Source organism: Streptomyces sp. NPDC056296 (assembly GCF_042268605.1).
In the GTDB taxonomy this organism is placed as follows: domain Bacteria; phylum Actinomycetota; class Actinomycetes; order Streptomycetales; family Streptomycetaceae; genus Streptomyces.
In genome coordinates this window covers 106,282-118,890 of record NZ_JBHJRX010000027.1, presented here as the reverse complement: position 1 = coordinate 118,890, position 12,609 = coordinate 106,282, and the positions used below count along the sequence as shown (strand labels likewise).

General features: G+C 72.8%; 11 protein-coding genes. 6 read left to right on the top strand and 5 right to left on the bottom strand.

The window, feature by feature from the left end:
• Window positions 1–213: 213 nt before the first annotated feature.
• Complete coding sequence (locus tag ACFCZF_RS21200; RefSeq protein WP_376672960.1) at window positions 214–822, bottom strand: sigma-70 family RNA polymerase sigma factor; 609 nt, start codon at window positions 820–822, stop codon at window positions 214–216.
• 164 nt (window positions 823–986) lie between these two features.
• Here ACFCZF_RS21200 and ACFCZF_RS21195 point away from each other — a divergent pair, with 164 nt between their 5' ends.
• The 6 genes from ACFCZF_RS21195 (at window position 987) to ACFCZF_RS21170 (ending at window position 7,817) form a co-directional block, all read left to right on the top strand.
• Window positions 987–1,994: a MerR family transcriptional regulator gene (locus ACFCZF_RS21195; RefSeq protein ID WP_376672959.1), complete on the top strand. Its 1,008-nt coding sequence runs from the start codon at window positions 987–989 to the stop codon at window positions 1,992–1,994.
• A gap of 225 nt (window positions 1,995–2,219) precedes the next feature.
• Window positions 2,220–3,470, top strand: coding sequence for an NAD(P)/FAD-dependent oxidoreductase (locus tag ACFCZF_RS21190; protein WP_376672958.1), 1,251 nt, complete (start codon window positions 2,220–2,222; stop codon window positions 3,468–3,470).
• 126 nt (window positions 3,471–3,596) lie between these two features.
• Window positions 3,597–4,307 (top strand): SDR family NAD(P)-dependent oxidoreductase, encoded by a 711-nt coding sequence (locus ACFCZF_RS21185; protein ID WP_376672957.1) that lies wholly within the window; start codon window positions 3,597–3,599, stop codon window positions 4,305–4,307.
• The gene (locus ACFCZF_RS21180) at window positions 4,304–5,521 is read left to right on the top strand and encodes a lycopene cyclase family protein (RefSeq protein WP_376672956.1); all 1,218 of its coding nucleotides are present in this window, start codon (window positions 4,304–4,306) and stop codon (window positions 5,519–5,521) included. Before ACFCZF_RS21185 ends, ACFCZF_RS21180 begins: the two co-directional genes overlap by 4 nt.
• Window positions 5,518–6,252: a methyltransferase domain-containing protein gene (locus ACFCZF_RS21175; protein ID WP_375915697.1), complete on the top strand. Its 735-nt coding sequence runs from the start codon at window positions 5,518–5,520 to the stop codon at window positions 6,250–6,252. Before ACFCZF_RS21180 ends, ACFCZF_RS21175 begins: the two co-directional genes overlap by 4 nt.
• Window positions 6,249–7,817, top strand: a complete 1,569-nt coding sequence (locus tag ACFCZF_RS21170) for an FAD-dependent oxidoreductase (protein WP_376672955.1) — start codon at window positions 6,249–6,251, stop codon at window positions 7,815–7,817. The genes ACFCZF_RS21175 and ACFCZF_RS21170 overlap by 4 nt, the downstream gene beginning before the upstream one ends.
• A 45-nt stretch (window positions 7,818–7,862) precedes the next feature.
• On the opposite strand, the gene ACFCZF_RS21165 is transcribed toward ACFCZF_RS21170, so the two are convergent.
• The 4 genes from ACFCZF_RS21165 to ACFCZF_RS21150 are packed head-to-tail and all read right to left on the bottom strand — an operon-like array spanning window position 7,863 to window position 12,562.
• The gene (locus tag ACFCZF_RS21165; protein WP_376672954.1) at window positions 7,863–8,873 is read right to left on the bottom strand and encodes a DUF5914 domain-containing protein; all 1,011 of its coding nucleotides are present in this window, start codon (window positions 8,871–8,873) and stop codon (window positions 7,863–7,865) included.
• Window positions 8,870–9,865: a phytoene/squalene synthase family protein gene (locus ACFCZF_RS21160; protein WP_375915688.1), complete on the bottom strand. Its 996-nt coding sequence runs from the start codon at window positions 9,863–9,865 to the stop codon at window positions 8,870–8,872. Before ACFCZF_RS21160 ends, ACFCZF_RS21165 begins: the two co-directional genes overlap by 4 nt.
• Entirely contained in the window at window positions 9,852–11,423 is a 1,572-nt protein-coding gene (locus ACFCZF_RS21155; protein ID WP_376672953.1) for a phytoene desaturase, read from the bottom strand. Before ACFCZF_RS21155 ends, ACFCZF_RS21160 begins: the two co-directional genes overlap by 14 nt.
• Entirely contained in the window at window positions 11,420–12,562 is a 1,143-nt protein-coding gene (locus ACFCZF_RS21150; protein WP_376672952.1) for a polyprenyl synthetase family protein, read from the bottom strand. The genes ACFCZF_RS21155 and ACFCZF_RS21150 overlap by 4 nt, the downstream gene beginning before the upstream one ends.
• Between the last annotated feature and the right edge of the window lie 47 nt (window positions 12,563–12,609).

The following is a 12,609-nucleotide window of genomic DNA, read 5'->3' as shown; positions in this document are numbered from 1 at the left end:
GTCCGTCGTCCCCATGGGGAATTACGTGACCGCGGGGGTGGGGAATTACGTGACGCAGAACCCGCCCTGCCTGAGGAATTTCATGATCGCTCACATTCCTGCACACCTACAACCACCACCGCTGCCACACCGCACTCGGCGGCCAGCCACCGATCAGCCGCGTGAACAACCCCGCGGGTCAATACAGCTAGTGAGTTCGCTCCCTTGATCTGGTCAGATGTCCGTGTCGTGCGCGCTTCCCTGGTCGATCACCAGGCGCAGCCGGTGCAGGCCGCGGCGCGCGTGACTCTTGACCGTTCCCAGGGGGACGCCGGTGCGTTCCGCGATCTGTACCTGCGTCAGGTCCTCGTAGAAGGCCATGCACAGCACTTCTCGCTGGGCGTGAGGCAGATGGGACAGGGCCTCGACGAGCAGCACGCGGTCCAGTACGTCGTCCGGTGCGGCCTGGACGAACCCGGCGGGCGTAGCGGCATGTGTCGCCGAGTCGACCAGGGCCAGACGCCTCGTCCTGGCCGCCAAGGCGTCGATGATCTTGCGGCGCGTGATGCCGACCAGCCAGGCGCCGAGCGCGCCCCGCTCCGGCCGGAAACCGTGCCGCCCGCGCCAGGCACCGACGAAGACCTGCTGGGTCACGTCCTCGGCTTCGTGGGTGTCGCCGAGGGACCGGGAGGCCATGGTGTGGACGAGCGAGCCCCAGCGCCGGTAGATGGCCGCGAACGCTTCCTCGTCGGCGGCGACCAGGCCACGGGCCAGATCCTCCTCGTACCGCGTTTCTTCCACGGGCGGGACGAGGTCGGTGGTCGTTCGCGCGTTCGTGTTCATGGCCTGATTCCTCCTGCCGTGTGTCGTGCGGGGACAAACGGGCGTCCGCCGAACGGCAAGTTCTTCGGTGTGCCTGGTGTGTGGCTGCCGTGCGCGTGCTTCCAGTCTTGGACGCACAAACGACGCATGCAACATGCGTCGCTTGTGCGTCGTACAGTGGAGGGATGAGCGCGAGTACTGGGAAGGGCGAGGACCGGGGTGGCGAGGGCGGCCCCCAGGTCGGCGGGCTGACCACCGGCGAGGTGGCCCGGCGCCTGGGGGTGGCACCCACCACTGTGCGTACGTGGGACCGCCGGTACGGGCTCGGCCCCGAGGCGCACACAGGCGGCCGACACCGGCGCTGGACTGCGGGGGACGTGGCGCGGCTGGAGCGGATGTGCGCATGGACGGCGACCGGACTGCCGCCGGCCGAGGCCGCGCGCCTGGCGCTCAGCGGGGAGCCAGTGTCGGCGGCCCCGCGCAGACGGACGTCCGAAGGGGCACCGCAGTCGCCGGCCCGTGGCAGCAGCCGGGCGGGGAGCGGGCTGCGGCTCGGCGACGTACGTCAGGAGTGCAGGGGGATCGCCCGGGCCGCCCTGCGCCTGGATGCCGCCGCACTGGACGACCTGCTGCTCACCGCGATCGCCGAGCATGGACTGGTCGCAGCGTGGACCGAGGTGATCGTACCGACGCTCCAGGCCGTCGGTCGTAATTGGGAGACGTCAGGGGAGAAGTACGTCGAGGTCGAGCACTTCCTCTCCTGGCACGTCTCCGGTGCGCTGCGGCGCACCGCGCCCCCCACGGTCGCCGATCGTCCGGGCGCCACCACGGTGCTCGCCTGCGTGCCGGGGGAGAACCACACACTGCCGCTGGAAGTGCTGTCCGCGGCGCTGACGGAGAGGGGTGTACCGGTGCGCATGTTCGGCGGTGCCCTGCCCGTCGAGTCGCTCGTCGCCGCGGTGCGCAGGACCGGACCGGCCGCGGTGGGGCTGTGGGCGCAGTCCCGTACCACCGCCAGCAGGCCCCTGGCCCAGCACGTGGCCGGCATGGAGTGGGGCGTACGAGGCGCTCGTCGCAGGCCGGTCGTCCTGACCCTCGGACCGGGCTGGGCGGGACAGACGGTGGCCGGCCTGGCGCGTCCGGCGGGACTGGCCGAGGCCGTCGCCACCCTGGAGCCGCTCATCGCCCGGTGACGTTCGGCCGTCCGGGGCCTTGGCCGTGGCGCCTGGCATCAGCCGGTGGAACATGGTCCGCTGGACCGGCGGTCGCGGCTGCACCACTCGGTGTCGATCGGCCGCTGCTCGGTGCCACGTCGGTCAGGGGCCTGTGTCGGTGTGTTCCGGGTACTGGCCGGGGCGAAGGGCGGGAACGGCCCCGACTTTCGTGCGCCACAGGTACCGCGTCGACCGGAGAGCAGCATGAGCGATGAACACCGCGGGGCACCGAACGCCGTCGTCGTCGGTGCCGGCCTGGCCGGCCTGGCGTGCGCGCTGGACCTGGGCCGTGCCGGCCGGCGGGTGGCCCTGCTGGAGGCGTCCGACGGCGTGGGCGGCCGCATGCGCACGGACCGGCGAGACGGATTCCTGCTGGATCGTGGATTTCAGGTGTTCAACACCTCGTATCCGCAGGTGAAGCAACGCCTGCGCCTGCAGAGCCTGCGACTGCGACCGTTCACCGCGGGCGTCATCGCACACACACCGAGAGGGCCGGTCCGTCTCGCCGACCCGACGCGGGAGCCCGGCGCGGCAGGGGCTCTGCTGCCGGGGCGGGTCTTCTCGGCCCGCGACCTGGCAGCGCTGGCGGCGCTCACCGCGCAGGACGCCGTTCTGCCCGCTTCCGTCGCCGGACGACGCCGGGACGTTCCCACTTCGGCGGCCCTGACCCGGGCGGGAGTGTCGGACGCGGTGATCGCAGAGATCCTGCGGCCGTTTCTGTCCGGTGTGTTCCTGGAGGACCGGCTGGAAACCTCCGCGCGCTTCTTCCACCTGGTCTGGCGGAGCATGGTGCGAGGATCCCTGTGCCTGCCGGCGGAAGGCATCGGCGCCGTACCCGCCCAGCTCGCCGACGGCCTGCCCGACGGCGTGCTGCGACTCGGCACGCCCGTCGCGGAGATCACCGACACCGGAGTGCTGCTGGAGGACGGGAGAGAGGTGCCGGCCCGGACCGTCGTGGTGGCGACGGGCCCGACGGCCGCCACCCGCCTGCTGCCGGACCTGACCGTGCCGGACACACGCACCGTCACGACCTACTACCACGCCTCCGACGGCACACCGATGGCCGAACCGACCCTGATGGTGGACAGCACCGGAGCGATCCTGAACACCTGCGTACTCAGCGAGGTCGCTCCCACCTACGCGCCGCCGGGCACCGGGCTGATCTCCACCTCCGTACTGGGAACCGACCGCCCCGGCAGGGCGGAGGCGGTGCTCCGGCGTCTGGCCGAGTTGTACGGCACCGACACGAGCGGCTGGCGGCAGGTCGCCGCCCGTACGGTCGAGGGTGCGCTGCCGGCGATGCTTCCGCCCTGGCCGCTGAGCCGCACCACCCGCCTCGGCGCGGGCAGGTACGTGTGCGGGGACCACCGGGCGACCGGATCGGTGCAGGGCGCCCTGGCGTCGGGTGCGCGTGCCGCGCGGGAGGTGCATGCCGACCTTGAGCGGCAGAGATGACGCCGGGAGCCAGTCGTGACCGGCCGCATCCACGGAGCGCCCGGGGCCCGAAGTGCGATCGATCGGATGATGTCGTCGGTTCGGTATTCAGGATCTGTATCCAGGATCTGTACTCAGGAGCGCAACGTGGAACTGAGCGGTGCCCGTGTCCTTGTGGCTGGTGCCACTGGAGTGCTGGGTGGTGCGATCACCGCCGAACTGGCCGACCGTGGTGCCCGGGTGGCCCTCGCCGGACGCGACCCGAGCCGCCTGGCGCACGCCGCACGGCCGTATCCGGGCGCCCCGACCGCTCGCTTCGACGCCTACGATCCAGAGTCGTGCGCTCGGGCCGTGCGCGACACGTCGGCTGTCCTCGAAGGGCTGGACGCCGTCGTCATCGCATTCGGATCGGTGGCCTTCGGCGCGGCGCAGGAGGTCGGTGACGAAGTCGCGGAGCACCTGATGGCGGTCAACTGCCTCGCTCCCGCGGCGTTCTTCCGCGCCGCGCTCGGCATCTTGCGACCCGGTTCCGCGATCGCCGCCGTAACCGGCGTGGTGGCCGAGCGACCGCAACCCCGGATGGCCGACTACAGCGCATCCAAAGCCGCGTTGAGCGCCTGGCTGGACGCCGTACGCCGTGAAGCGAGAAGCGCCGGTATCGGGGTACTGGACGTCCGGCCGGGACATCTCGACACCGGCTTCGCCCAACGTCCGGTGGCGGGCACGGCGCCGCCGCTGCCCGGGGGCGGAGACCCGCGTCAGGTGGCCGGTGCCGTCGCGGACGCGCTGGCGGCGGACGCCGAGCTGCTGCGCACGCGCCCGGACGGAACGCCCGTCGTCGAACGGCGAGCACGATGACCCCCCGCTCCGCCGAAGCGTCCGACATCGTCGTCGTCGGCGGTGGCGCCGCCGGCCTCAGCCTCGCGCACCGGCTGACGGAGACCGGCGCCGCCACCGTGACCGTGATCGAGCCGCCGGACGGTCCACCGCGCCCCGCGGAACGGACCTGGTGTTACTGGGACGCGGGCGTCGACGATCTCGAAGAGGCCGTCAGCGCGTCCTGGCCCCTGCTGCGTGTGCACGGCGCCGACGGCCGCCCGGTCACCGTCGAACCGGCCCCGTTCACCTACCGCATGGTGCGCTCCACCGACTTGGAACGCATGGTCCATGGCCGTCTGGCCCGTTCGGACGGCGGACGTGTTCTGCGTGCGACGGTGGAATCGGTGCGCGACGTGCCCCAGGGAGCGGAGGTCCGGTGCACGCTGCCGGGGGGCTGGTCCCTGACACTGCGCGCCCGGCGTGTGTTCGACTCGCGGCCGCTGCCCGCCCTGCCGCCGGCGCGCACGCGGTTGCTGCAGCACTTCCGCGGCTGGTTCGTGCGCACCGACACCGACCGATTCGATCCCGCCGTCGCGGACCTGATGGACTTCCGGGTCCCCCAGCCGGCACACGGGCTCGCCTTCGGCTACGTCCTGCCGCTGGCCCGGGACCGGGCGCTCGTGGAGTACACCGAGTTCTCCGGCAGCGCGCTGACCACCGAGGCGTACGAGTCGGCACTCGGTGACTACTGCCGCGACATCCTCGGGCTCGGCGCGCTCACGGTGGAGCGGACGGAGCAAGGGATCATCCCCATGACCGACGCCCGCTTCGCGCGACGGGCCGGGTCCGCCGTGTTCCGTATCGGGACCGCGGGCGGCGCCACTCGCCCGGCCACCGGATACACCTTCGCCGCGGTGCAACGACAGAGCAGAGCCATCGCCGCCGCCCTGCGTGACGGGCACGGGACCGTCCCGCCCGCACCCCACGGACGGCGGGCGCTGGCCATGGACGCGATACTGCTGCGTGCTCTGGACACCGGGCGGATCGACGGCTCGGCCTTCTTCACCGACCTGTTCCGCCGTGTCCCGACCGAGCGCCTGCTGCGCTTCCTCGACGGCGCGACCTCGGTCCGGGAGGAGTGGAGCATCGGGCTGCGCACCCCCGTCCGGCCGATGCTCGCCACAGCGGTCGAACTTCCTTTCCTGCCCCGCCGCTCCCGCCCCACAGCGAGAATCGGAGAGAACCACCGATGAGCCTCCTGCGCGACCACGACCTGGCCCGCGCCTTCGACCACGCCTCCCACACCTACGACAACCTCATCGCCCTCAATCCCGGCTACCGCACCGACCTCCTGCGCTCGGCCCGCCGTCTAGGGCTCCCCGACGACGGTGCCGGACTGCACCTTCTCGACCTCGGATGCGGCACCGGCGTCTCCACCCGGGCCCTGCTCAAGGCCGCCCCCCGCGCCCGGATCACGGCCGTGGACGCGTCGGCGGGCATGCTGCGCCGCGCACTGGCCAAGCCGTGGCCCGCACGCGTGCGCTTCCTCCACCTGACCGCCGAGGAGCTCGTGACGGCCGGTGAAGGCCCCTTCGACGCGGTCTTCGCCGCTTACTTGTTCCGGAACGTCACCGACCCGGACGCGGTCCTGGAGACCGTTCGGACTCTGCTGCGGCCGGACGGGCGTTTCGCCGCCCACGAGTACAGCCTCAGCGGCTCGCGGGTGCACCGGGCGCTGTGGACGGCTGTGTGCCACGGGCTCGTCATTCCCGCCGGCACGTTCACCGGCGACCGTGTCCTGTACCGCCATCTCTGGCACAGTGTCATCGCCTTCGACACCGCCCCCGCGTTCGCCGCCCGGCTGGCGCGAGCCGGCCTGACCTCGGTACGGGTCGCACCCGTCGCCGGATGGCAGACGGGCATCGTGCACACCTTCCTCGCGCGCAACGGCGGCTCGCTCACGACCAGGGAGCCCGCACGGTGACCGCCCACCGCACTCCCACAGCCCGACGGGGCCGCGACCGCAGGGCCGAGACCCTGCTCCCCGCAGCCGGCGCGGAGCGCTTCCGGCGCGGCGACGAGCCGTCCGTCGCGGTGATCGGCGGCGGAATCGCCGGCCTGGCCGCGGCCACCCTGCTGGCCGAACGCGGCGCCCGCGTGACCCTGTACGAGAAGGAAGGCTCCCTGGGCGGTCGGCTGGCCGGCCGGCGCACCACGCTGGTGGACGGTTCTCCGGTGACCATGACCCGCGGGTTCCACGCCTTCTTCCGCCAGTACTACAACCTTCGCGGCCTGCTCCGTCGCACCGACCCCGCCCTGGAGCGGCTCACTCCACTGCCCGACTACCCCCTGCGGCACAGTGGCGGCCTGACCGACAGCTTCGCCCGCGTCCCGCGGACCCCACCCTTCAGCGCCCTCGGATTCGTCGCCCTCAGCCCCACCTTCGGCTGGCGGGACCTGGCCGCCATGGACGCCCGGGCCGCGCTCCCGCTCCTCGACGTGCGCGTGCCCGAGGTGTACGAACGCTTCGACGACGTCACCGCCACCGCCTTCCTGGACAGCGTGCGCTTCCCGGAAGCCGCCCACCACCTGGCCTTCGAGGTGTTCTCGCGCAGCTTCTTCGCAGACCCGCGCGAACTGTCCGCCGCCGAACTCCTGCTGATGTTCCACATCTACTTCCTCGGATCGGCCGAGGGCCTGCTCTTCGACGTACCGAGCGAGCCCTTCCCCCAGGCGCTGTGGGATCCGCTCGGCGACTACCTACAGCGCCTCGGGGCGGACGTGCGCACCGACACCTCCGTGCACGCCGTCCGCCCCCACCACGGCGGAGGAGCGGACGTGCACACCGACGCCGGCACCGACCGCCACCAGGCCGTGGTGCTCGCTCTCGACACCGGGGGACTGCGACAGACCGTCGTCGCGTCATCCGGCCTGGGCACCTCCGGCTGGCGTGACCGCATCGCCGCACTGCGCACCGCGCCGCCGTTCCTCGTCTCCCGGCTCTGGCTCGACCGTCCGGTCCGCGCCGACCGGCCCGGATTCCTCGGCACCAGCGGCTACGGCGGGCTGGACAACATCAGCACCCTGGAGCGGTACGAAGGCGAGGCCGCCCGCTGGGCCGCGCGAACCGGGGGCTCGGTCGTGGAACTGCACGCCTACGCCGTCGATCCCGCGGCGGAACCGAAAAAGGTGCAGGACATGCTCGTCGACCGGCTGCACCAGGTGTACCCGGAGACCCGCGACGCCCGCGTCGTCGACGCCCGGCACGAGTGGCGCTCGGACTGCCCGTTCTTCGAGGTCGGTTCCCACCACCTGCGTCCGACTGTGCGCACCCCCCACTCGTGGCTGACCCTGGCCGGTGACGCGATCCGCTGCGACCTGCCCGTCGCCCTCATGGAACGAGCCGCCACCACCGGCTTCCTGGCCGCGAACGCCCTGCTCGCCGACTGGGGTGTACGGGGACAAGTGCTGTGGACAGTCCCTCGGTCGGGCCGTTCACCGTTGCTGAGGGCGCTCGGGGCAGTCGCGGGACGCCGCCCGTCCCGCTGACCGGTGGCCTCCCGCGCGCCGGGCGGGGAGGCCACCGGAGCCCGGTCAACCGGGGAACCGCCCGGTGCTGCGCAGCGTCCAGCGCCGTTCGGCGTAGGCCAGGTCGTCGCGCCACAGGCGCCCGGCCGTACGCCGCATCAGCGGGCGCAGCACGGGGGCGGCCGCCCGGACGAGGGCGAATCCGGGCCGGTCCGACGCGGCGACGATCGCCTCGACCACGGCGGTGCGCGGACGATCGTGGTTCAGCCCGGTCAGCGGCGTCGCGTGTGTCTCCACCACAGAGGTGGCGCCCTCACCGTCGGTGATGCGCATGACGACCGTGCGCGGCTCCGGCGCGGTGAACTCGGCCCGCACCGGGACCACCAGGCGCCCGGCCACCCGGAAGGAGACGTCGACGACGAAGGCGTCGTCCTCGTCGCCCTGCGGCTCCCGCACGACCGACAGGTCGACGAAGGAGTACGGGTGGAACCACGAGCCGTGCCACGGATCGAGGCGGTTGGCCACCACGTCCTGCGGTTCGCACCCTCCCACCGCCGTGAAGACCGCGTCCACCCCGCTGCCCGCCGTGGGCCGCACGGGCACCACAGGTCGCTCAGTGGGCTCCTCGTCACCCACCTGGTCCAGCCGTACCCAGACCAGCACGCCGTCGTCGTGCACGGGGAACGGCTGCCAGCCGGCGGACGGAGAACCGTCCAGGGCGAGGCCGTGCCAATGGCACACCAGCGTGCCGCACACCACCCGGCTGTCGCGCAGCGGAGCGCCGAGGTGCGGACAGACGCCGGGCCCCGCACGCAGCTCACCACCGTCCGAGCGCCAGAGCACGACTTCCACACCACCGACCGTCCTTCCACAGGGGCGGTCGCCCGCGCGCACGTCCCGGGAAGCCCCGACCACGAACCAGTTGCCGGACGGTCGGGCGGACGCCCGCCCCAGCGCGTCGGCGATGAGTGCCGCCCGGGCCTGACGCCAGGTCGGTGTCTGCGCCGCCCAGTCCGGGCCGGAATCCCGACGCCGCAACGGTGGCGACCAGCGCTTCCCGCCCATTCGCCCACTCATCGCACAGGTCCCTCCCACTCGACTGCCGAACCGCCCGCCGCAGCCGCTGGGAGCGGGGGACGAGCGCGCCACCGGGCACCGGCCACCCGCAGCACACCGGCCGCGGCGGTGGCCGCACGACGCCGACGTGACACCACCGCACGACGATGCAGCACGGTGTAGTCCTGCTCCGCGATCGCGTCGAGAATCCCGCCGTAGAGGGTGAACGCGGCGCGGATACAGGGACGCACCCGCGGATCGAGCATGGCGATGCCCGGCTCCGCCGTCCGATAGACGTCCCGCGTCATGGCCTCCGCTGCGACGAGAGCGGCACGGATCCGCGCGTCGCGACGCCCGGTGCGCCGGCTCCACTCCAGGAGCGGCCTGTCCACACCGTGGGCGGCCAGCAGGTCACCGGGCAGGTAGACACGGCCCCGGTCGAGATCCTCGCCCACGTCCCGCAGGAAGTTGGTGAGTTGGAACGCCACCCCGAGCGCTGCCGCGTGCGGGGCCGCCTCCTGGCGGGGCGTAACCGTACCGAGGACCGGCAGCATCTGCAGGCCGATCACCGCGGCGGAACCATGCACGTACGCCTGAAGGTCGGCATAGGTCGGGTAGTCGGTGACGGTCAGGTCGGCGCGCATCGAGGACAGGAAGTCGGCGAAGAGCACATGCCCGATGTCGTACCGGTCGGCGGTGTCGGCGACGGCTCGGACCACCGGTTCGTCGCCGGCCCCCGTGCGCAGCCCGCTCGCGAGGTCGCTCTCCAGGAGGCGCAGCAGCCGGTCGCGCTCCTCGGGCGTCTGGTGCCGGTCGAGGTCGTCCACGATGTCGTCGGCCCAGCGGGCGAAGCCGTACAGGGCGTGCACGGCCGAGCGGCGTTCGACCGGCAGCAGACGGGTGGCCAGGAAATAGGTCTTGCCGTGGCGGGCGTTGAGCCGTCGGCACTGGGTGTAGGCGGCGCGCAGCGCGGGATCGGTGATCCCGGCCGCGTCCAGTTCACGACGGCTCATCAGCACCTGCCGGGGCCGGTACGGGAGAGGGGTCGGCTGCGGTCAGGGGCGGGCGCGCCCGTGCGGGCCGGGGGCCGGTGCCGCCGGTGACGCGCGCGGCGGCGAGTTTGCCGCTGATCAGGACGGTCGGTACGCCGACGCCCGGCGTCGTCCCGCACCCCGCGAGTACGACGTTGTCCAGTCCCCGTACGAGGTTGCGCGGGCGGAACGGTCCGGTCTGCGCGAACGTGTGGGAGACGGAGAAGGGGCTGCCGGCGGCATGGCCCTGCGCCGCCCAGTCGAGGGGGGTCACCAGGAGCTCTTCCTGGACGCTGTCCGCGAACCCGTCCATCCCTCTGCGTTCGAGTTCGCCGACCAGACGGTCGCGGTAGCGCGGGCCGAGCTCTCGCCACGTGGCGGCTGCGGGACCGACGGCGGTGTTGGGACAGGGGGCGAGGACGTAGTGGAGGTGGCGTCCCGGTGGCGCCAGGGCGGGATCGTGTGCGGTGGGGCGGGTGATCAGCAGCGAGGGGTCGCTCATCAGCTCGCCCGTACGGGTCAGCTCGTCGAACGTGCGCTCCCACGCGGCGCCGAAGGAGATCGTGTGGTGCGCGAGGTGCGGCCAGGTGCGGTCGGTCCCCGCGTGCAGGATCACTGCGGACGGTGAGTGGCGCAGCCGTGCCGGCCGCCGCGGCCGGCGTCCCAGCAGCTCGTAGGCAGCGGGCAGCTCGCATGTCAGCACCACCGCGTCGCAGGGGATGCGCTCGCCGGAGGCCAGGCGAACGGCACGGACGCGGCCTGCCGAGCGCTCCAGTGCGCTCACTTCGGCGGTCCAGCGCAGATCGGCACCGGCTTCCGCCGCCGCGTCGGCCATGGCACGGGGGAGTGCGTGCATGCCGCCCTTCGGGAACCAGACGCCGGCCACGGTGTCCATGTACGCGATCACCGCATAGGCCGCGAGCGCGCGGGCCGGTGCGACGCCGGCGTACAACGCCTGGAAGGAGAACACGCGGCGCAAACGGTCGTCGGCGATGAAGCGGCCGATGCGGCCGTCCAGCCGTCCGAACCCGCCCAGCGCCGCCAGCCTCGCCAGATCCGGGTGCAGGAGCTGGAAGGGGGAGTCGAAGTTCGTGTCGATGAAGCGGCGCATCTGCGCCCGGTACAGGCGCTCCAGCCACTGCCGCAGCTCGCGGTAGCCGGCCGCCGCCGCCGGTCCGGCGAAGCGCCGTACTTCCGCCTCCATCGCCTCGCCGTCGGTGTGTACGTCGAGCGAGGACCCGTCCGCGAAGCATGCCCGGTAGGCCGGATCCAGAGCCGTCAGCTCGACGCGGCGGTGGAGGCTGTCCCCGACGGCGGCGAACGCCTCGTCGGCCAGATGCGGCATGGTCAGCACCGTGGGACCGGTGTCCATCTCGTAGCCGCCCAGGCGCACGCGGCCGGCCCGGCCGCCGGGACCGGTGTCCCGTTCGACCACGGTGACCCGTCGGCCCGCGCCCAGCAGGTGCAGGGCACAGGCCAGTCCGGACAGCCCGGCACCCACCACGACGACATGGTCGGTCGGCCCCGACACCCTCTTCACGCGACCTCCTCCGTCCGGTGCGGGGCCACGCCCGTCGCACGCGAGACCAGCACGGCGAACTCGTGCCGTACGGCCGGATGCGCGCCGGCGCGCTCGAAGTGCCCCAGGCTCAGGTCCGTCAGCTCCGCGATCTTCTCCTCCACCAGATCCCGGGCGCCGGTGCGCTCCAAGGCCGCCCGCACCCGCTGCACGGCGTACTCGGACCCCGGGTCCGCGTCCGGAGCCAGCGCCTCGGCGGCCTGGTGATCGTCGGCGGCGTCGGCGAGTTGGAGGGCGACGGCGAGCAGGTAGGTGAGTTTGCGGGACCGCAGGTCGTCGCCTGCCGGCTTGCCGGTCAGTGCCGGGTCGCCGAAGGCGCCGAGGAGGTCGTCACGGAGCTGGAAGGCCAGCCCGGCACATCGGCCGGCAGCGCGCAGCGCCTCCAGCACCCGCTCGTCGGCTCCGGCCAGCGACGCGCCCAGCGCGAGGGGCCGGGCGACGGTGTACAGGGCACTCTTCAGGGTGGCGATGGCCAGCGCTTCGTCGACGGCGGACGACCGAGCGGCCTGGGCGTGCAGGTCGCGGTATTGTCCGGCGACCATCTCGGTCCGCATCGCCCGCCACTCCTCGTGCAGGCGCGCGCCGTGCGGCGTACCGAGTGCCGTCTCCGTCAGCAGGTCGTCCGCCCAGGCCAGCGCCAGGTCGCCGGCGAGCACGGCGGCCGATGTCCCGAACGCTTCCGAGGAGCCGTGCATGCCCGCGGCCCAGTGCCTGCGGGCGAGTTGTACATGCAGGGCGGGGGCGCCTCTGCGCTGCAGTGAATCGTCCATCACGTCGTCGTGTACGAGGGCGCACGCCTGGAGCAGTTCGAGGGCGGCCCCTGTCCGCAGCACCGCGGTGGTGTCGCCCGACCCGCCCGCGGCGCGCCAGCCGCAGTGCGTGAACGCCGTGCGCAGCCGTTTGCCGCCCCGCTCGACCAGGGCGGCCAGGCGGTCGGCCAGCTCCCGGGCGAAGACGGGGTCGACGGTACGGGAGTGACGTAGTCGCTCGTCGAGCACGTGCTCGAGAACGGTGCCGACAGCGTCCGTCGCGTCGGGCGCGGTGAGGGGATCGCCGACGAGTTCGGCCGGTGGGGCCACCATCGATGGCAGTCCAGGCATACGCAACCTCTTCTCACTCTCGGTCAACCGCACGTCAATGCTTCCGC